The organism is Neisseria sp., from assembly GCF_030530745.1.
Lineage (GTDB): Bacteria > Pseudomonadota > Gammaproteobacteria > Burkholderiales > Neisseriaceae > Neisseria.
In genome coordinates, this window is the sequence record NZ_JAUMUI010000001.1 from 200,845 (window position 1) to 220,696 (window position 19,852).

The window sequence follows — 19,852 nt, forward strand, 5'->3', positions numbered from 1 at the left end:
CTCCTACGGTGTCAGCGCACCTTGTATCTTTTTGTGTTCATTCACTATATCAGACTTCAGGCCGTCTGAAAGTTTTCAGACGGCCTGAAGCCTTTGCAAAAAAGCCGTTTTAATCCTGAATGTATTATATTTCGTCATACCCGTGCTCAACCCGATTATCTCTTTTTCTTCTAAAACAAAAAGATGCTCGGGTCAAGCCCGAGCATGACGTAAGTGTTTTAAGGTGCCTAAAAGAGTTTCGCAAAGGTATCAGCCTCTGTTTATTTCAGACATCTGCGTCTATTGGCCGTTAAACCGACAATTGCGCCAGCAGCGCCTGTTTTAAGGCAAGCTGGTTTTTCGGGTTTTCCAGATGCGGGCTGAACAGCACAAAGCTGTCTTCCACACGTTCGTCGAGGGTGGCGATTTTGGCGTAACGCAGGCTGATGCCTTGGTCGGACAACACTTCGGCAACGTCGGCCAGCAGATAGGGGCGGTTGACGGCGACGATTTCGAGCGTGTACCAGCCCGGATAATCCTGCTCGGCGGTCAGATGCACGCCCGGGGCGATGGGCAGGTGGAGGCTGCGGCGGCTGCGGATGCCGCAGGCGGTGTGTTCGGCGGTGGTGTCACAGCCGTGGATGAAATTGTTGATTTCGGCTTCAAGTGCGCTTTGCACGTTGGGGTAATCGGCGGCGGCGTGTTTGGGCGGTATCTGCACGATAAAGGTGTCGAGAATATAGCCGTGCTCAGTAACGAAAGCGCGTGCGGCGAGAATATCGAGGCCGTGGCGGCTGAAAATGCGGCACAGGCGGGCGAACAGGCGCGGTTGGTTGGGCATGAACACCATCACCTGCAAGGTATCGCTCTCGGGCAAAATGCGGCTGCGCACCTGCGGCTGTTCGGTTTGATGGACGAGGTTGGCGGTATGCCAAAGGATTTCGCGCAATTCGTGGCGCACAAAATAAGCCGGCCCCAGTGCCTGCCAGAGTTTCTGCTGCTGTTTTTCGGGCGTGCCTGCACGGGCGAGCTGATCGGCCGCACCCTGCTGGCGGCGGCTGACAATCACGCGGCGGCTGCCGCTTTCGCCGGCAAAACGGCGGGCGGCGGCGTGAAAGAGGTTTTCCAGCAAGCCGGCACGCCAGCTGTTCCACAGTTTGGGATTGGTGCCGCGGATGTCGGCAACGGTGAGCAGGTAAAGTGCGTTTAACCGCTCCTGCGTTTTCACGCGCCCGCAGAAGTTGTTGATCACGTCCGGATCTTGAATGTCTTCTTTCTGCGCCACCGCCGACATCAGCAGATGGTCTTCCACCAGCCAGGCCAAGAGGTCGCTTTCTTCTTCGCTGAGAAAATGGTCGGCGGCAAAACGGCGGGCGTCGGCAATGCCTTCTACCGAATGGTCGCCGCCCCGTCCTTTGGCAATATCGTGAAACAGTGCGGCCAGATAAAGGATATGCTGCTTTTCGAATGCCTGCATCAGCGCCGAAGCAAACGGCAGCTCGTGGCTGCGCGAATCCATCGCCAAGCGGCGCATATTGTGCAGCACGGTTAAAATATGGTCGTCTACGGGATAAATGTGGAACAGATCGTGCTGGAGCAGGCCGACGATTTTATCCCAAGCGGGCAGGTAGCGTTCGAGCACGCCGTAGAGGTTGAGAAAGCGCATCACATGGGTTAACCCTTCGCCGTGCTTGAAAAAACCGACGAAACGGCGGCGGTTTTCGGGGTTGTTGTAAAACGCGGTATTGATTTTGCGCGAAGCCGCCCACCAGTTGCGCAGGGTTTTCGGGGCAAGCGTGGTGATGTCGTTACGCGTTTGCAGGATTTCTACCGCTTTCCACAAGTGTTCGGGGTGGCGGGAAAACAGTTTTTTATCGTATACCGCCAGCCGGTTGCCCACCTGGTAATAATTATCATCGATACGGTAAACAATGCGGTGCACCTGCGAATACACACGCCCGCGCAGCATGGGCAGCAGAATGCCGTTGAGCTGCATCACGGTTTTGCTGGCACGGTAAAACACCCGCATCAGTTTTTCGCTTTTGATGCGGCGGGCATCATCGCGCCAGCCCATGTTTTCGGCCACCTGTGTTTGCAGGTCGAAAATCAGCCTGTCTTCACACCGCCCTGCCGCCAGGTGCAGGCCGATGCGGATGGCAGCCAGTTTTTTATGGCTGTTAAGCAGCATCGCTGCTTCTGTCCGGGTAACCACACCTTGAGAAATCAGGGTGCCCAAAGGTGCGTCCAAGCCTTGCGCCCGCGCCAGCCACAACATAGTGTGGATGTCGCGCAGGCCGCCCGGGCAGTTTTTGATGTTGGGTTCGAGCACCGCACCCGATCCTTGCGACTTGGCATGGCGCTGCTGCATTTCCATTATTTTGGCTTCAAGAAAAGCTACGGTGTCGCGCTGCAAATCCATACGCTGCAAAAGCCGGCCGGCTAAAACACGGCTGCCGCAAAGGAAACGGGCCTCAAGAAAAGCTGTGTCGCCTGTGATGTCTTCGCGCACGCTCCCGCACAACTCTTCCACGCTGCCGGTTTTCACGGCGGGAACCAGCTGCATATCCCACAGTGCCTGCACGAAGATTTCGGCTTTTTCCTGCTGCTGCGCCGTGAGCGGTTCAGGCGACACGACGGCCAGATCGACATCGGAATAAGGATACATCTCCCCGCGTCCGAATCCGCCGGTGGCCAGCAGGCACAGCGGGCTGTCAGAAAAAAGCGCCTGCCACAACACTACCAGCGCATTCTCGATGGCTTTGGTGTATTGCTCGAAAAAAACCGTTGCCCGCCGCTTGGCGAAATAAGCTTCTACGGCCTGCTGTTTTTGAAGTTTGAGGTTTTGAGCGGCAGATTGGATTAAGGCTTGCATGATGTTGTGTGCACAGGCCGTCTGAAAACTTTCAGACGGCCTTAAATATTGGAAAAAGCAGAATCTGTAAAAGCGGAAAACTTAACGTCCTGCAGAATTTGTAATTTTTCCACATATGGCTGATAAAAAACACCCCAGGCGGATCCGAATATGGAGCAGATGTTTGAAAACCTGCGCTGCCTTCCGGCCTGCCTCCCGAACCGTCAGCGTTCCGCCAAACGGTTCAGCTGGCGGTGGCGCACCAGCAGTTCGTAGTGCCCCTGCAGGCGTTCGGCCAGTTTTTCCACCACATACACCGAGCGGTGCTGGCCGCCGGTGCAGCCTATGCCGATGGTAACGTAGCTGCGGCTTTCCACCTGCATCTGCGGCAGCCAGCGGCTCATAAAGTTGCCGATATCGTTGATCATTTCCTGCACGGCAGGCTGGTTGCCCAGATAATCCCGAATCGGCTTGTCGCGGCCGTTGAAAGGACGCAGCTCGGTGTCGTAATAGGGATTGGGCAGGCTGCGCATGTCGAACAGAAAATCCACATTGGTGGGCACGCCGTATTTGAAGCCGAACGATTCGAGAAGTACCAATAATCCCTGCCGCTCGTGTTTGAGCCATTGCTGCACGGTGTAGCGCAGCTGCTGGGCATTCATTTTGGAGGTATCGATGCAGTAGGCGGCCTCTCGAAGGGGAAACAGCCAGGTTTTTTCCTGCTGCAGGCTTTCCAGCAGGGTCAGGGTTTGGCCGGAAAGGGGATGGCTGCGGCGTGTTTCCGAAAAACGGCGTACCAAAACGCCCTCTTCAGCTTCGAGAAAGAGAATTTCGACTTCGTGCCCTTGATCGCGCAGGGCTTGAATCCGGGTTTGCGCTTCTTTGATGTCGATTCGCGAACGGATATCCATGCTGATGCCCAACCGGGCAACTTCGCTGCTTTCGGCATGATAGGCCACCAGGCCGGGCAGGAGTTGGATGGGCAGGTTATCGACACAGTAATAGCCCAAATCTTCCAGAAGCTTGAGCGCAACCGATTTTCCCGAACCGGAAAGCCCACTAATCAATACTATTTTCATGGCTGGTTTCGTTTTCTTTCAACATGCTTTGGTGGCGTTCCAAAAATTCTTTGGTACTGTCTTTGCCGCGAAGCTGAAGAATATAGTTGCGCACGGCGGCTTCTACCAATACGGCCAGGTTGCGGCCCACTGCCACGGGCAGGGTAACCGAACGCACGCTGACATCTAAAATGGATTCGGTTTCCGAACGGATGCTCAAACGGTCGAGCCGTTTCATGTATTCATCGTCGGCAGCAACCAAATTGATGATTAATTGAAGGATTTTTTTCGGCCGGATAGACGTTTCGCCGAAAATATGGCGGATGTTCAACACCCCCAGCCCGCGCACTTCGAGAAAGTCTTTCAACATGGGCGGGCAGCGGCCGTCGAGCGTTTCGGGGCCTGTGCGGTAAAGTTCGACCGCATCGTCGGCAATCAGGCTGTGCCCGCGCGAAATGAGTTCCAATGCCAACTCGCTTTTGCCCAAGCCGGATTGGCCGGTAATCAGCACGCCGATTTCAAACACATCGAGAAACACGCCGTGCTTCACGGTGGAAACCGCCAGCGTGCGTTGCAGGTAAATCCGCAGCACGTCCATCAAATGCGGGCTTTCCAGTTTGGACGTGAGCAGCGGGATATTGTTGGTGTGGCAGTAGTCGCGCAGCATGGGCGACACGGGCAGGCCGTTGGCCACAATCACCACCGACATGGGAATATCAAACAGCGCGCCGAAGCTCTCTTCAGGGTTGCCGTTTGCCTGCACCTGGCGCATGGGGCGGGTTTTATCCACCATCGTGCTCAGATCGCTGAGATCGTCGGCCCCCTCTTCCATGCGCTTCAGAAATTCGGCTTCGGCCACGCCGATTACCTGCACTTGGTTGGGGTGGATAAAATTCAAATGGCCGACCAGCGCCAAAACGGGCTTGTCGGCCTCTATGCCGATACGGTTGTCGGCTCCCGCCGTACCGGCCGCCCAAGCCAGTTGCAGCTTGTGCTGGTTGTCCTGATACAGGCGGCGGACGGAAATACTGGGCATAATTTACTCTTCGCTCAAAAGCCGCCGCACTTCTTCTGCAGAAACGGCGGCCGTTAAAGCTTCCCGCACGTTTTTTTGCGAGAAACGCTCTGCTAATTTGGATAACGCTTCCAAATGCCCGCCGGTAGCGTTTTCAGGCACCAGCAAAACAAAAATCAGCGAAACCGGTTTGCCGTCGGGCGCATCAAAAGGCACAGGATCTTTAGTGCGGATGAACGCGCCCACCGCTTTTTTCACCGAAGCATGGCGGCCGTGCGGAATCGCCACTCCCTGCCCCAGGCCGGTGGTGCCGAGCTTTTCGCGGGCAAACAGGCAGTCGAACACGTCGGCGCGCGCCAATCCGGCTTCGTTTTCCAACAACAGCCCCGCCTGCTCGAACACGCGTTTTTTACTGCTGACTTCCAAATCCAGCTCAATATGGGATAAAGGCAGGATTTCGCTGATCAGGCTCATATTGGTCTCAACTTATGTAAGCAAAACAGGAGCGGATTGTACCCACTGTCAGGTCAAACCTCAAACTTTTCAGCCCTGATTTACATAATCCCACCCCGCCCTGAAACTATTTATTTTTAAATAATTCATAAACTTACAACCAAGTTATATTTAAAGGCGAGGCCGTCTGAAAACCTTGGGCAGTTTCAGACGGCCGGGGAATTTTCATTACACGCAGGCACGACAGGCACCGATGTCTGCCGGCATTTAACCGACGAAGCAGTTTTGGATCCAAAATACCGTTGTTGTATTGGACGTCGGCAAGCCCTAAATCACATAAAAATATACACAAACAAACTGCGCCAAACTGCCGCCGAGCACAAACAGGTGCCAGATGCCGTGGCCGTGCTTGATTTTTTCATCATTCACAAACCAATAAATCCCCGCGCTGTAAAGCAGGCCGCCCAACACCAGCCAAAACAGCCCCTCCGGCGGCAGGCTTTTGGCCAGCGGATAAATCGCCACCAGCACCAGCCAACCCATCAGCACATACAGTATCATCGAAAGCAGCCGTTTTTCGCTCTTTCGGCCTATGGTCAGCTCTTGGGCGATACCGAACACCGCCAACCCCCACGATACGCCGAACAGCGACCAGCCCCATGCGCCGTGCAGCGACACCAGCGTAAACGGCGTATAACTGCCTGCAATCAAAAGATAAATGGCGCAATGGTCTACTTTTTGCAGCACCGCCTTCACTTTCGGCTGAGGCACGCTGTGGTAAACCGTGGAACCGGCATACAGCACAATCAGGCAGGCTCCGTAAGCTGCCGCACTGATGATTTTATAAACATCAAGCGTGCCTGCCGCCTTAACCAAAAGCAGTACCAGCCCGGCCACAGCCAACACCGCGCCTGCCAAATGGCTGTATGCGTTAAATTTTTCACCTGCGTACATCGTAACAGTTCTTATTTGAAGGGCTTGTCAGTTTACTGCATTCTGCATCAAACGTGCAGCCGTCTATAATTAAATCGGGTTAAAGGCTTTGCAAAACCCGGTATGAATCCTAAAAATTCAGGCCGTCTGAAAATATTCAGACGGCCTGATTATCGTTCGGGCAAATATTATTTTTTGCTCAAAGAATCACGGATTTCACGCAGCAGCAACACTTCTTCGGAAGGTTCGGCCGGAGCTTCTTCGGCTGCCGGAGCTTCGCGCTTCAGTTTGTTGATAAGTTTGATTACCACGAAAATGGCGGCGGCGATAATCAGGAAGCTGATAATGGTGTTGATGAACAGGCCCAAATTCAGGGTAACCGCGCCGGCCTCTTGAGCGGCAGCCAAAGTAGCATAGCCGGCTTCAGGGGCATTGGCACCGTCTTTCAGGGTGATGAACAGGTTCGAGAAATCCACACCGCCGATCAGGATGCCGATGGGGGGCATAATCACGTCGTCAACCAAAGATTTTACGATGCCGCTAAACGCCGTACCGATAACCATACCGACTGCAAGGTCGATAACGTTACCGCGCATGATAAACTCTTTAAATTCTTGTGCCAAAGACATAATACTTCCTTTCTAAAAAACTCAAAAAAATGCATGAAGCGGTAAAATTACGCTTTCAAAACAAGACCGCGCATAGTACTGGATTTATTGTAATGATATGTATTAAATAGTTAAATTTTGTACTTAATGCTCAAAACAGCGGTTTTGGTTTCCGTTCAGGTGTAAAAAATACCGTTCGACAGCAAATGTAACTTTTTTGCCGCACCCCGCCCTCATTAAAGCGAACGGCTTTTCAGCCAGCTCCCCCACACCAACAGCAGCACAAAACTAAAATACAGCACGCTCCACACCGGCAGCGGTACGCCGAAGAAATAATCTGGCACGGCACAATCGCCGAAACCGCGGATAACCGGCTCGTATAAATCGAACAGCGGCCAGTCGCGCAGACGGAACGTCCACGGCGCTCCGCAAGCCGGAGCTGCGCCCGGCGGCAGACTTTGAATATACATTTGATACACCGCCACGCCTGCACCATACACGGCAGGCACGCTCACCAGCAGCGCGCTGAACATACGCCCCGCCCTGCTCTTCTGCCTGCCCAGCGCGGCCGGCAGCGCCGTTATGCCGACGGCCAACACCGATAAACGCTGCAAAATGCACAACACGCAGGGGTTTAACCCCATAACGTATTGCGAATAAAACGAACCTATGGCGGTGCAGACCGAAAGCACCACCACGGCCCATAAGGTTTTGCGGAAAAGATTCATAAATAAATACTCCGTATCAGGCAGGCCAGATGGCGGTAAATTTCATCAGTTTCAAAAGAAAAAGCCGTCAACCGGCGGGCGCGGTACGCTTTCAGACGGCCTGTCCGATACCGCCCGCGCGGCTGCCGCCGTTTTATTGCACCGCCGCCCAATCGTCTCGCGCCCGCTTGGCCTCTTCGAAATAACGGTAAAGTGCAGCGGCATCGCCCGCTTCGAGCATAGTTTTCAAGGCGGCAAGCTGCTGCTGCTGGCCGTCGAGCAATGCGAGCAGGCTGTGTTTGTTGGCCAGGCAGATATCGGCCCAGACGGCGGGGTGGCTGGATGCGATGCGGGTGAAGTCCCGAAAGCCCGAAGCGGCGAAATCGAAATAAACGCCGCCGTCGGGATGAGTGGCGATTTGGTGCACATAAGCGTAGGCCAAGAGGTGAGGCAGGTGCGACACGGCGGCGAAAACGGCATCGTGTTCTTGCGCGCTCATGCGGAAGGTTTGCGCCCCCGCCGCCTGCCACAGCGATTCCACCAGGCAAAGGCCGTCTGAATCTTCTGCGCCGTGCGGGCAGATAATCAGTTTTTTGTTTTGAAACAGCCCGAACTGTGCCGCTAATGCGCCGCTGCGGTCAGAACCGGCTATCGGGTGGACGGCGATGCAGCGCGGCAGTTGTTGCGGCAGATATTGCCTGAACGCGTCGATTGCCGACTGTTTGGTGCTGCCCACGTCGGTTATCACGGTATGCCCGTCAAGCAACGGCGCCAGTTCCGCGCACACGGCCGGCAAAGTGGCGACGGGCGTAGCCACCACTACTAAATCCGCCCCGCCGACTGCTTCGGCGCAAATATGATCAAACGCGCGGTCGACTACTTTGCGCTCCAACGCGCGGTCGAGGTTGCTGCGGTCAAGGTCGATGCCCGTTACCGTGCCCGCCAGCCCTTTGTGTTTCAAATCAAGCACAAACGATCCGCCTATCAGGCCGACGCCGATAAGGGTGATGCGCAGTGGTTGAAGGATGGCGGTCATAACGGAACGGAAAGCAGATTAAGGCCGCCAGTTTACCTGATTGGGTGGTTACTTAACAGGCATTTAACTAAATACAGGCTGTCGGAATGATTTTTCAGACGACCCGTCCCCTGTTTTCATCAAAAATTCCTTTACGGTTGAAACCCCGTTATTTATGGCGGCAGAATTTGGGTTTATTGGAGGGGCGCAACCCCTTCCCAATCAGGACAATACGTAGGGCGACGCTTTATGTGCCGTCCTGTGTATTGAAACATTTTCTCTTCCCAACTATTTAATTAGTGGCTCCTATAGCGGGTTTAATTACTTTGATACCAAGCAGCAAGCTGCAAGCTGCAGATAGTGCAAGTATAGTAAGGCGCGAGCGAAAGTTAAATTAATCCGCTTGCCATACCTGGATCCGGTTCAGGCACCTCTCGGTACTCGAAATAAAAAACACCCGGGCCAAGCCCGGGTGCGGCATTGTTTAATGTGTCAGACCACATTCTGAAATGCATAAACAGTCAAAAACAGCCAAAAAATGCTTACACTTTTTTCTGGTTTTCCTCAACAGCCTTCTGCAACTGCGGCAGAGGGCTGTAGCCGCTTTGCGTGCGCCCGTTGGGAAACACCAGCGCAGGCGTGCCGTAAAAACCGAGCTGCTCGCCCAGCGAAGTGGTTTCTTCCACCGGATTTTCGCAACCTGCAACCTGCGGCGGCATTTTGCCTTCGCGCATCCAAGCCGTCCATGCGGCGGTACGGTCTTTCTGGCACCAAATTTGTTCTGCCTTGCGGGCGGCGTCGGGGTGCAGGCTGGCAATCGGCATCATAAAACTGTAAATGGTGATGTCGGTCATCTTGGCAAATTCGTGCTCCAAACGTTTGCAGAACGGGCAGTCGGGGTCGGAAAACACCGCTACTTTGAGTTTGCCGTTGCCGCGCACTTCTTTAACGGCTTTATCGAGCGGCAGCGAATCGAATTCAACGGTGTTCAACTCGGCCATACGTTCTTCGGTCAAGTCGATGCGCCTGTTAGTGTCGAGCAGGCTGCCCTGCAGAATATAGTCGGCTTTGGCATCAGTGTAGATAATCTGGTTGCCCGACACCACCACTTCGTAAATACCGCCGATAGGCGTGGTGCGCACGCTTTGCACGCTCAGCTTCTGCCCGGCATAGGTTTTTTCCAGCTTGGCCTTAATGGCAGCTTCGGTGCCTGTTTTGACTTCGGCTTGCTCCTTCTGCGGCTTGGCGCCTGCCTGACCGTTTTTCACCGGCGTTTGGCCGCAGGCCGCCAGCGAAGCCATCAGCAAGGCATGCAGCAGCGGTTGTTTGATGAATTTCATGTATTTCCTCGTATCGTTTATGTGCGGGGTTGCGCCCTGCCTGAAAAGCCCTCAAGGCCGTCTGAAACGTTCAGACGGCCTTTTAAACGCACGTATTTTACCAAATTCTGCATTTCTTTCCGTTAAAACATGTTTCAACACACAGGACGACACATAAAGCGCCGCCCTACGTGTTGCCCTGATTGGGAAGGGGTTACCCCCCCCTATCCGATAAACCCAAATTCTACCGCCATAACCGGCGGGGTCTCAACCGAAAAGGAAACTTGATGAATTTCCACCCTGAACATGATATTTTCACACCACACTTGGCGCACGCGCCGCTTCATGCCAAAATGCCGAAACCTTATACGGAAGCCCCAGCCATGACCCCGATTCTAGCCTTCGATATCGAAACCGTGCCCGATGTGAAGGGCATACGCACCCTTTACGAACTGCCCGACAGCGTAAACGATGCCGATGCGGTTGTTTTCGCCCAGCAGAAACGCCGCGCCCAAACCGGCAGCGACTTCATGCAGCACCACCTGCACCAAGTGGTGGCGATTTCCTGCTGTATGCGTTGGGGGCAGGATAAAATCCACGTCGGCACCATAGGCGAAACCAGCGACGACGAAGAAACCATGATCGCCAAGTTTTTCGATCTGGTCGAAACCCACACGCCGCAACTGGTGAGCTGGAACGGCGGCGGCTTCGACCTGCCCGTTTTGCACTACCGCGCCCTGATACACGGCATTCCCGCCGCCCGCTATTGGGACATGGGCGAAGGCGATTTCGGCGACAGCCGCGACTTCAAATGGAACAACTACATCAGCCGCTACCACAGCCGCCATTGCGACCTGATGGACCTGCTCGCCCTCTACCAGCCCCGTGCCAGCGTGCCGCTCGACGACATGGCCAAACTGTGCGGCTTTCCCGGCAAACTCGGCATGGACGGCAGCAAAGTGTGGGAAGCCTACCATGCAGGCCGTCTGAAAGACATCCGCGACTATTGCGAAACCGATGCTGCCAACACTTATTTAATGTATCTGCGCTTCCGCATGATGAGCGGCGCACTCGATGCCGACGAATACGAGCTGGAAATCAAACGCATGAAAGGCTACTTGAAAACGCTGGCCGAAGAAAAAGCCCATTGGGCCGAATTCTGCACCGCATGGCGGTAATTTTTGGCCGCCGGAGCCTTTACAAGAGGCCTTGAGGCCGTCTGAAATACCCGATCCGGCTACACCCGGGCCTTGCCCGAATATCTTAAATTTTTGAGGGCTGTTGAAAAATGCCCGGGTCAAACCCGGGCATAACGCAGAAATTTCAAGGTGCCGCCGCTCAATCCCCACCCTTGCGCTTCTCCCGCACATCCACCAAACGGGTTCCCGCCAGATAATCGTATAAAAACTGGCGGTCCGGATTCAACAAAGCAAAGCCCCACGGCAGTATCCACCAAACCAGCGCCGCGCCGAAAGCCGGCCGCGGGGGGATTTGGCCGAAGTGGCGCAAAGCCGAATAAGCCAGCATAGGCACAAAAATAACCAACACACACGCCCACATAAAGCGCAGGCGCAACCGGCGCAGTGGCGGACGGGCGCCCGACGCATCGGCCAGCCCTATGCCCCACACTTTCATCGGCAACGTTTGCCCTTTTTTATACCAATTGGCCTTGAAATAAAACCACCACACCGCCAGCGGAATCAGCGTGGCCGCCAGGCTGGACAAAACATGGGAAACGGTGTTGAGCAGCGTGGCGGCCACACCGGCAGGCAGCGCGGCCACCGCGCCGACAGCACCCGCAAGCAGCGCTTCATACAGCAGCGCAATCAGGCGGCGTTTTAGGGAAACGGCAGGCAGGGTCATAAAATAAAAAGCGGCACGATAATCAAGGCGGCTATTATAGCGGATAACGGCACAGCGTATAGCGGCGCGGCGGCAGGCCGTCTGAAACACTTTGTTCAGACGGCCTCATCCATTAAAATACACGCTTTTTACGCGCCCGAAACCATGAATATCCTGCAAGCAGAAAACCTCTCGTTCGCCGTCGGCCATGTCGCCCTGCTCGACAAAGCCTCGTTCCAGCTTAACAGCGGCGAAAAAGTCGGCCTGATCGGCCGCAACGGCGCGGGCAAATCATCCTTGCTGAAAATTCTGGCGGGCGTGCAGAAAGCCGACGACGGCCGGCTGATTCTGCAAAACGGCCTGAAAACCGTGTATGTGCCGCAAGAATCGTTTTTCAACCCCGAAGAGAGCGTGTTCGACGTGGTAGCCGAAGGTTTGGGCGGCCTGCGCGGCATTTTGCGCCGCTACCACCGCATCAGCCGCGAGCTGGAAAACGGCACCGACGATGCCTTATTGAAAGCGCTGCACGAGGTGCAAACCGAATTGGAAGCACAAAACGGCTGGCAGTTCGACGCGGCTATCAGGCAGGCCGTCAGCGAACTGGGCCTGCCTGAAAACGAATTGATCGGCAACCTTTCCGGCGGCCAGAAAAAACGCGTGGCGCTGGCGCAGGCGTGGGTGCAGAAGCCCGATATCCTGCTGCTCGACGAACCCACCAACCACCTCGACATCGACGCCATCATCTGGCTGGAAAACCTGCTCAAAGCCTTTGAAGGCAGCATCGTAGTCATCACCCACGACCGGCGCTTCCTCGACAACACCGCCGGCCGCATCGTCGAACTCGACCGCGGCACGCTGCGTTCCTACCCCGGCAGCTTTTCCAAATACAGCGAGAAAAAAGCGCAGGAGTTGGCCGTCGAAGCCGAACACAACCGCCTGTTCGACAAATTCCACGCCCAAGAAGAAGCCTGGATACGCAAAGGCATCGAAGCGCGCCGCACCCGAAACGAAGGCCGCGTGCGCCGTTTGGAAGAATTGCGCCGCCAACGCGCCGAACGCCGCGAACGGCAGGGGCAGGTGAACTTCAAACTCGACAGCGGCGAAAAAAGCGGCAAAATCATCGCCGAGCTGGAACACGCTTCGTTCCAATACGGCGGCAAAGTCATCATCGATAAATTCTCCGCCGTGATTCAGCGCGGCGACAAAATCGGCTTAATCGGCCCCAACGGCATCGGCAAAACCACTTTTTTAAAGCTGATTTTGGGCGAATTGCAGCCCACCTACGGCCGCATCCGCATCGGCAGCAAACAGGAAGTGGCCTATTTCGATCAGTTCAGAAGCGCGCTCAACGAAAACGACACCGTGTTCTACACGCTCGGACAAGGCAACGATTATGTGGAAATCGGCGGCAAGAAAAAACACGTGATGAGCTACCTTGAAGATTTTCTGTTCCCGCCCGCCCGCGCACAAAGCCCTGTTTCTTCACTCTCCGGCGGCGAACGCAACCGCCTGTTGCTGGCCAAACTGTTTACAAAACCCGCCAATATCCTGGTGCTCGACGAGCCGACCAACGATTTGGACATCGACACGCAAGAGCTTTTGGAAGAGCTGTTGCGCGATTATCAGGGCACGGTGTTTCTGGTCAGCCACGACCGGATGTTTTTGGATAACGTGATTACGCAAAGCATCGTGTTTGAAGGAGAAGGCCGTCTGAAAGAATACATCGGCGGCTATGAAGACTATCTCGATGCCAAAAAACGCGAGCAAAGTTTTCAGACGGCCTCGAACAGCAAAACCGAAAGGCCGTCTGAAAACATAAAAACCGAACGCAAAGCCAACCGCACGGTAAAACTCTCCTACAAAGAACAGCGCGAACTCGACGCCCTGCCCGAAGAAATCACCGCCCTGGAAAACGAACAGGCCGAACTCAACATGCAGCTTTCTGATCCAGAAATCTTCAAAGACTACGAAAAAGCCGGCGCCCTGCAAACGCGCGCGGCGGAAGTCGAAATGCTGCTGTTGGAAAAACTGGAACGCTGGGAAATATTGGAAAACAAGAAAAACGGCGCGGGTTGAAACCTTTGCAAGTTATGCCGGTATTTTAAATTCCCTGCATCATACCTAAGGTATGACGTCGGATATTTCAGACGGCATGAGGGAATTTTGCAAGGTTTCCGCCCGCCCTTTCCAACAAACCCCATAAAAAATACCCGGGAAGCACCCGGGTATTTTTGTTGCCGGGCAACGCCCGTTTCCTTATCTGCACGCCTTGCGGCTCAGTTTGCCGTAGCGTGAAACCACTTTCTGGATTTCCTGTGCAGACTGATCATCCACATCCATAAACGTTACCTGCATTTTAGCCACACTCAAGCCGCCTTCGGGAGAAGCACCGTGTTCTTCCTGCTCTTGAATACGGGTACCGCCGAAACCTGCGGTTGCCAGGCGCGAAATCAACACTTGGGCTGCGGAACGGCTTCGGGCGACACCCACGCTGATACTGCCTTCGTGAATGCTGCCGCTGAAACCCTTGGCCGCCAAGCTGTCGATCATGGCTGCCGCATCACCGTCTGCCGAAACCAACACGCGGTAGGTTTTTTGCACTTGGTCGGCCTCCCGCTTTTCAACCGTACGCGAAGCGGCGTGCGGCCATCGGCGCAGCAGGCCTTTGATGCGGTGGTAATCGTCTTCGTTCAACGTTACCGATGCGGGAGAGGTGCATTGGCTGCTTTCTTTTTTGGCTTCGGCGTTTTTTTGCCGTTCCTGTTCGCGTTTGGCTTTTTCTTTTTCCAGCTGCTCGCGCCTGGCTTTTTCTTCCCGCTCTTTCCTGTTTTTTTCTTCCAGCTCTTGGGCCTCTTTTTGCCTGGCCTCCCTCTCAGCCTTCTCTTGTGCCAGACGTGCTGCATCGGTTTCGGTTTCCGAAGCGGGCAAAGCCGGTTCCGAAGCAGCAGAAGCGGCAGAGGCCGAAACAGAATCTGCAACCCATTCGGGGGCAGAAACCGCCGCCGGATGCAAAGTTTCCACCGCGGCAGGTACCGTTTGTTGCTGTTGCGGAACATCCACACCTTGCACAGGCGCGGAGGCGTTTCTTTGTTTTTCTGCAATGCGGCTGGCAACCGTTCCGCCAAAAACGATGATGTTTAACGCTACCAGCACGGCAAATAGCCATTTCATTGTTGTTGTATCCAGTTAAGTAAGCCGTAAATAACGAGATTATCTACAATTTTAACTATATTGTCCAAAACAAATGACGCCGGCAACGCCTGCACCACTTTGGAGGCGCCGCCGCCCGTGATAATCAGGTCGACGGGTTTGCCTGCCCCCACTTTTTCACGCAGCCGCGCGTGCATCAGCAATACCGATCCGCATACGGCATCCATCATGCCGCTGGCCAACGCGTTGGCGGTAGTGGTAGGAAAGGGATACACGCGCCCTATCGGGCGGTTGAGGTTGGCGGTTTTCAAAGCCATGGCCTCTTTCATCAGGTGGAAGCCCGGCATGATGGTGCCGCCGAGATAATGGTTGTCGTCGGTGAGTGCGTCCACCGTTACGGCGGTACCACAGCTGACCACTACACAGGCGTTTTGTGTGAAACGGCGGCTGCCCAGCGCGTTAAACCAGCGGTCGGTACCGTGTTCGATATAGTTGCGGTAATGGTTGCGTATGCCCAACGCCTGCGGCATGGAAGACAACCATTCTACCGGCTGAGGCAATTGCGCGGCGGCTTGGGCTTTTTTGGCTTCGCCGCACACGGCGCTGCCGACAATGCGCACATTATCCCCGCCGCGCTCCTGCCATTCTGTGCCGAGCAGGGTCAAATCGCGGTAGGGCGCACGGCCGGTGTGGACGATGCTGCCGTTTTCCACCCACGCCCATTTCAACTGGCTGTTGCCGCCGTCGAGCAGCAGGTATTTTTCTGTTGCGGCCGTCTGAACAGGGAGCGGGTTGTCGCCGGGGCGCAGGCTGATTTCGCCGTTCACCACGATATGCTCGCCGCTTTCGGTCTGCAGCCGCAAAGCACCTTGCCCGGTAATGCCTGCCGCCACGCCTTCACAAACGGTTTCTCCGTTTTGCAGCAGGCGCACAGGGCGGTTGTGATCACGGTTGGCAGCCTGGTATGCTTCCAAAAACGGAGCAAAACCGTGCTGCCTGTAACAGCCGATCACGGCTGAGAGTTCGCCCAATAAGGCCGACAGCAGCACGCCGGCTTGCACAGGCCGTGCTGCAGCGGAAACCGCCTGCACAGAAACCGCATCTTCCACATCTTTGGGCAATACGAAATTAATGCCTATACCCGTTACGGCAACAGTTTTGCCGCCGTTGCGCACGGTTTCGATCAAGATGCCGCCGAGTTTGTTCCGCCCCACCACCAAATCGTTCGGCCACTTGATTTGCGCGGGCACACCGAGCTTGGTTAAAGCAGAATGACAAGCCAGCGCTACGGCAGGTGCGAGTGCGCCCAATTCATGCTGCGGTTGTTCAAACACACTGCCGAAGCTGAACATCAGGCACTCGCCCAAACGGTTCTGCCACACTTTTCCCTGCCTGCCGCGCCCTTTGCTCTGGCTGTGTGCCAGCACCAGCAGGCCATCGGCCTGCTGCGGTGAGGCTTTGGCCGCTTCCAGCACGATATCGTTGCTGGATGTGCATTCGTGATACAAGGCCGTCTGAAAACCGTGTTGCACACCGATTTGCCGCAACTGCTCTTCGTTGAACACCGCCAGCGGACGCACCAGCCGCCATTGCCCGTCGTGCTGGCGCAGCAGGCCGCGGATATGGGGCGGCATCTGCTGCCACAATCCGTTAATCTGCTGCGGCTTCACGCCGGCGGCCAAACCCAACGCCGAAACATGTTGCGGCAGGCCGTCTGAAAGCGCGGCAAGCAGCTTCCAATGCTGCGGTTTGAGCGGCATCATTTCTGTCCTGCCCCCTCTGCGGCGCGGATTTTTGCCAGCGTTTGGGTGGTGGACGTTTGGTGCAGAAACGGAATCGAATACACTTTGCCGCCGCGCGCAAGCGTTTCCGGTGCGCCGACGATTTTTTCCACCGGCCAGTCGCCGCCTTTAACCAGAATATCGGGCTTGACGGCCTCTATCAATGTGGCGGGTGTGTCGTCGTCGAACCAGGTAACCACGTCCACACAGGCCAATGCGGCAGCCACGGCGGCACGGTTTTCGAGCGTGTTAATCGGACGGTCGCTGCCTTTCCCCTGCCGCCTCACCGAAGCATCGGTATTCAGTGCCAACACCAGCGCCGCCCCCGTTTCCCGCGCCTGCGCCAGATAAGTAGCATGGCCGCGGTGCAGGATATCGAAACAGCCGTTGGTAAACACCAGCGGGCGCGGCAGCCCGGCGATGCGCGCAGCCAATTCTTCGGGCGGGCAGATTTTGTGTTCAAAAGCAGGCAAAGGCCAATTGCTCATCATGCGGCTTTCTGAAAAGGATTTAAGATGCCCAAATGATACCGAAGCGGCACGTTTTGGGAAAGCGGGCACGCAACGGCATTTTCAGACGGCCGAGAACCTTGCAGGCCGTCTGAAAAGCCGGAATAAAAGCCGGAATAAAAGAAAACCCGTGTATGCATTTATACACGGGTTTCGGAATTTGGGGTGGCTGATGGGGCTCGAACCCACGACAACCGGAATCACAATCCGGGGCTCTACCAACTGAGCTACAGCCACCGCAAGAAAACTTTAATCTGGCACGCCCGACAGGAATCGAACCTGTAACCGCCCGCTTAGAAGGCGGGTGCTCTATCCGGTTGAGCTACGGGCGCGTTGCGGTGTTCGCGCCTTATCGGGCTTGTTTGTTCCGGAGCCTGGTCGGGGCGGTGGGATTCGAACTCACGACCCCCTGTTCCCAAAACAGGTGCGCTAACCAGACTGCGCTACGCCCCGACGAGAAAGCCGAACTATACCGAGGGGGGCGGCAAACGTCAAGCCCTGCCGCAGGCCGAAGCCTTGCACTTATGCTATCTGTTTCATTTATTGTATGATTTATAGTTTTCAGCCGCACAACCGACCGGCAAAAACTTCAGAAAACAAGTGAAAACCTGCGCCGAAAATGCGATAATCCGCGCTCTTCACCCATTTCCCTGCCAGCAAAGGATATCTCTGTCATGACTGCCCAACTGATTAACGGCAAAGAAATTTCCCAGCAACGTTTAGAAAAAGTCGCCCAAGAAACCGCCGTGCGCCGCGCCGCCGGTTTGCGCACGCCCTGCCTGGCCGTGGTGCTGGTTGGAGACGACCCGGCCAGCGCGGTTTATGTGCGCAACAAAAAGCTGGCGTGCGAAAAAGTGGGTTTCAAATCTCTCTCTTACGAGCTGCCGGCAGAAACTCCGCAGGAAGATTTATTGCAATTGGTTGACAGTTTAAACGCCAACCCCGATGTGGACGGCATTTTGGTGCAACTGCCGCTGCCCAAGCAAATCGACAGCCAAGCCGTGCTCGAGCGCATTCTGCCGCATAAAGACGTGGATGGCTTCCACCCCTACAACGTCGGCCGTTTGGTGGTGAAAATGCCGCTGATGCGCCCCTGCACCCCCAAAGGCGTGATGACGCTGCTCGAAGCCTACGGCATCAATCCCGAGGGTAAAAAAGCCGTGGTGGTGGGCGCATCGAATATCGTGGGGCGCCCGCAAATGCTGGAGCTTCTGCTGGCGCGCGCCACCGTAACCATCTGCCACAGCAAAACCCAAAACCTCGCCGCCGAAGTAGCCGCCGCCGATATTGTGGTGGCCGGCGTGGGCATTCCGAACTTTGTGAAAGGCGAATGGATCAAACCCGGCGCGGTGGTTATCGATGTGGGCGTCAACCGTTTGGACAACGGCAAATTGTGCGGCGATGTGGAATTCGATGCGGCCAAAGAACGCGCATCGATGATTACCCCCGTGCCCGGCGGCGTCGGCCCGATGACGATTGCCACGCTGCTGGAAAACACGCTGTATGCGGCCGCACTGCACGACAAAGCTTGAAACCTTGGCAAAACGGAAACGTTGTCGCTTGAAAAAGTTTTCCGCCATACCTGTATTTGACAGCGTCATGAGGCGTTTTTTAAAAACCGGCAAGGCTTTGCAAACCCTTCTTCAACGGTTGTAACAAAGCAGGAAGGCCGTCTGAAAAAATATTTTCAGACGGCCTTCCTGCTTTTACGGTTTCGGCGCCGGATAGCACAAATTCACAATAAACCGCCCTATTTCACCAGCTTCAAACCTTTTTTGGGTTTGCCGCCGCCGTTTTCGGGCGGATCGGCAGGTTCGGTTTCCTGCTGTTCCTTTTCCACCGGATGCAGCGCGTCGCTGCCTTTTTTCCCGCTTTCCGTTTGATAAGGCTCTACTTCAAACCCCATGCCTTCGCCGCTTTCGCGGGCGAAAATGCTGATAACGTGGCCGACGGGAATCCAGATTTCATGTGCCACGCCGCCGAAGCGGGCGGAAAAGTGTATCCATTCGTTGTCTATCGTCAGCGCATGGCTGGCGATGGTGCCGATGTTCAGCACGATTTCGTTGTCGCGCACATATTGCATGGGCACACGGGTGTGCTCGTTTACCCAGGCAACGATGTGCGGGGTTTGGTTGTTGTCCAAACACCATTCGTAAAATGCACGCAGCAGGTAGGGTTTGGTGCTGGTGGTAGTGGTCATGGCGGCATTCCTTTCGATAAAGGCGGCTTCAGACGGACAACCCCGGCGGGGTTTAACGGCGCATGGCTTTTTCGGCGGGAGTGAGCGCCTCGATGAAGGCGTCGCGCTGGAAAATGCGTTCGGCGTATTTCAGAATCGGCGCGGCCGATTTGCCCAGCTTGATGTCGTAGTAGTTCAAACGCCACAGCAGCGGCGACAGGGCGACATCAATCATCGAAAAATCTTCGCCCATAATGTATTTGGTTTTGGCAAAAGACGGCGCCAGCATGGTAAGCCCTTGGGCGATGGCTTCGCGGGCTTTGGCCTGCTCTTTGCTGCCTGCTTCGGGCGATTCGAGCACTTTCACGTGGCTGAACAATTCTTTTTCCATACGGAACAGCACCAAACGGCCGCGGCCGCGCATCACCGGATCGCCGGGCATCAGCTGCGGGT

General features: G+C 55.4%; 18 protein-coding genes and 3 tRNA genes. 3 read left to right on the forward strand and 18 right to left on the reverse strand.

What is annotated here, in order from left to right; translation table 11 throughout:
• Window positions 1–289 precede the first annotated feature (289 nt).
• The 9 genes from glnD to Q3970_RS00995 all read right to left on the reverse strand — a co-directional run bounded on the left by glnD (window position 290) and on the right by Q3970_RS00995 (window position 9,959).
• On the reverse strand, window positions 290–2,851 hold the full coding sequence (glnD, locus tag Q3970_RS00955; RefSeq protein WP_303098740.1) for a [protein-PII] uridylyltransferase: 2,562 nt from the start codon (window positions 2,849–2,851) through the stop codon (window positions 290–292).
• A 203-nt stretch (window positions 2,852–3,054) separates the two neighbouring features.
• Complete coding sequence (gene rapZ, locus Q3970_RS00960) at window positions 3,055–3,909, reverse strand: RNase adapter RapZ (RefSeq protein ID WP_303098741.1); 855 nt, start codon at window positions 3,907–3,909, stop codon at window positions 3,055–3,057.
• The gene (gene hprK / locus Q3970_RS00965) at window positions 3,890–4,924 is read right to left on the reverse strand and encodes an HPr(Ser) kinase/phosphatase (RefSeq protein ID WP_303098742.1); all 1,035 of its coding nucleotides are present in this window, start codon (window positions 4,922–4,924) and stop codon (window positions 3,890–3,892) included. Before hprK ends, rapZ begins: the two co-directional genes overlap by 20 nt.
• A gap of 3 nt (window positions 4,925–4,927) precedes the next feature.
• Window positions 4,928–5,377 carry a PTS IIA-like nitrogen regulatory protein PtsN gene (gene ptsN, locus Q3970_RS00970; RefSeq protein ID WP_303098743.1) on the reverse strand — a complete coding sequence of 150 codons (450 nt, stop codon included), beginning with the start codon at window positions 5,375–5,377 and terminating at the stop codon, window positions 4,928–4,930.
• A gap of 306 nt (window positions 5,378–5,683) precedes the next feature.
• Window positions 5,684–6,310: a hemolysin III family protein gene (locus Q3970_RS00975; protein WP_303098744.1), complete on the reverse strand. Its 627-nt coding sequence runs from the start codon at window positions 6,308–6,310 to the stop codon at window positions 5,684–5,686.
• A 167-nt stretch (window positions 6,311–6,477) separates the two neighbouring features.
• Window positions 6,478–6,918, reverse strand: coding sequence for a large conductance mechanosensitive channel protein MscL (gene mscL, locus Q3970_RS00980; protein WP_303098745.1), 441 nt, complete (start codon window positions 6,916–6,918; stop codon window positions 6,478–6,480).
• 215 nt (window positions 6,919–7,133) lie between these two features.
• On the reverse strand, window positions 7,134–7,625 hold the full coding sequence (locus Q3970_RS00985; RefSeq protein WP_303098746.1) for a disulfide bond formation protein B: 492 nt from the start codon (window positions 7,623–7,625) through the stop codon (window positions 7,134–7,136).
• A 133-nt stretch (window positions 7,626–7,758) separates the two neighbouring features.
• A complete protein-coding gene (locus Q3970_RS00990) occupies window positions 7,759–8,640 on the reverse strand; it encodes a prephenate dehydrogenase/arogenate dehydrogenase family protein (protein WP_303098747.1) in 882 nt (293 codons plus the stop codon).
• 521 nt (window positions 8,641–9,161) lie between these two features.
• Window positions 9,162–9,959 (reverse strand): DsbC family protein, encoded by a 798-nt coding sequence (locus tag Q3970_RS00995; RefSeq protein ID WP_303098748.1) that lies wholly within the window; start codon window positions 9,957–9,959, stop codon window positions 9,162–9,164.
• Window positions 9,960–10,141: 182 nt separating this feature from the next.
• Here Q3970_RS00995 and Q3970_RS01000 point away from each other — a divergent pair, with 182 nt between their 5' ends.
• On the forward strand, window positions 10,142–11,116 hold the full coding sequence (locus Q3970_RS01000) for a 3'-5' exonuclease (protein ID WP_368494361.1): 975 nt from the start codon (window positions 10,142–10,144) through the stop codon (window positions 11,114–11,116).
• Window positions 11,117–11,276: 160 nt separating this feature from the next.
• Here the strand turns inward: Q3970_RS01000 and Q3970_RS01005 are convergent, their stop codons facing one another.
• On the reverse strand, window positions 11,277–11,801 hold the full coding sequence (locus Q3970_RS01005; protein WP_303098750.1) for an RDD family protein: 525 nt from the start codon (window positions 11,799–11,801) through the stop codon (window positions 11,277–11,279).
• Window positions 11,802–11,945: 144 nt separating this feature from the next.
• Here Q3970_RS01005 and Q3970_RS01010 point away from each other — a divergent pair, with 144 nt between their 5' ends.
• The gene (locus tag Q3970_RS01010) at window positions 11,946–13,856 is read left to right on the forward strand and encodes an ATP-binding cassette domain-containing protein (RefSeq protein WP_303098751.1); all 1,911 of its coding nucleotides are present in this window, start codon (window positions 11,946–11,948) and stop codon (window positions 13,854–13,856) included.
• Window positions 13,857–14,036: 180 nt separating this feature from the next.
• Here Q3970_RS01010 and Q3970_RS01015 read toward each other — a convergent pair whose 3' ends face one another.
• From Q3970_RS01015 to Q3970_RS01040, 6 genes are all read right to left on the reverse strand, one after another.
• Window positions 14,037–14,951, reverse strand: coding sequence for a cell division protein (locus Q3970_RS01015; protein WP_303098752.1), 915 nt, complete (start codon window positions 14,949–14,951; stop codon window positions 14,037–14,039).
• A complete protein-coding gene (locus tag Q3970_RS01020; protein ID WP_303098753.1) occupies window positions 14,948–16,693 on the reverse strand; it encodes a bifunctional biotin--[acetyl-CoA-carboxylase] ligase/type III pantothenate kinase in 1,746 nt (581 codons plus the stop codon). The genes Q3970_RS01015 and Q3970_RS01020 overlap by 4 nt, the downstream gene beginning before the upstream one ends.
• Window positions 16,690–17,199 (reverse strand): adenylyltransferase/cytidyltransferase family protein, encoded by a 510-nt coding sequence (locus Q3970_RS01025; RefSeq protein WP_303098766.1) that lies wholly within the window; start codon window positions 17,197–17,199, stop codon window positions 16,690–16,692. The genes Q3970_RS01020 and Q3970_RS01025 overlap by 4 nt, the downstream gene beginning before the upstream one ends.
• Before the next feature lie 182 nt (window positions 17,200–17,381).
• Window positions 17,382–17,457 (reverse strand) — tRNA-His (locus Q3970_RS01030).
• An 18-nt stretch (window positions 17,458–17,475) separates the two neighbouring features.
• Window positions 17,476–17,552 (reverse strand) — tRNA-Arg (locus Q3970_RS01035).
• A gap of 43 nt (window positions 17,553–17,595) precedes the next feature.
• A tRNA-Pro gene (locus Q3970_RS01040) sits at window positions 17,596–17,673 on the reverse strand.
• A 221-nt stretch (window positions 17,674–17,894) separates the two neighbouring features.
• Between Q3970_RS01040 and folD the strand changes: the two genes are divergently transcribed.
• Window positions 17,895–18,752: a bifunctional methylenetetrahydrofolate dehydrogenase/methenyltetrahydrofolate cyclohydrolase FolD gene (gene folD, locus Q3970_RS01045; protein ID WP_303098754.1), complete on the forward strand. Its 858-nt coding sequence runs from the start codon at window positions 17,895–17,897 to the stop codon at window positions 18,750–18,752.
• Between the two features lie 218 nt (window positions 18,753–18,970).
• On the opposite strand, the gene Q3970_RS01050 is transcribed toward folD, so the two are convergent.
• Window positions 18,971–19,420 (reverse strand): ClpXP protease specificity-enhancing factor, encoded by a 450-nt coding sequence (locus Q3970_RS01050; protein ID WP_303098755.1) that lies wholly within the window; start codon window positions 19,418–19,420, stop codon window positions 18,971–18,973.
• 52 nt (window positions 19,421–19,472) lie between these two features.
• Window positions 19,473–19,852, reverse strand: a 380-nt coding sequence (locus Q3970_RS01055) for a glutathione binding-like protein (RefSeq protein ID WP_303098756.1), incomplete at its 5' end; no start/stop codon positions are given.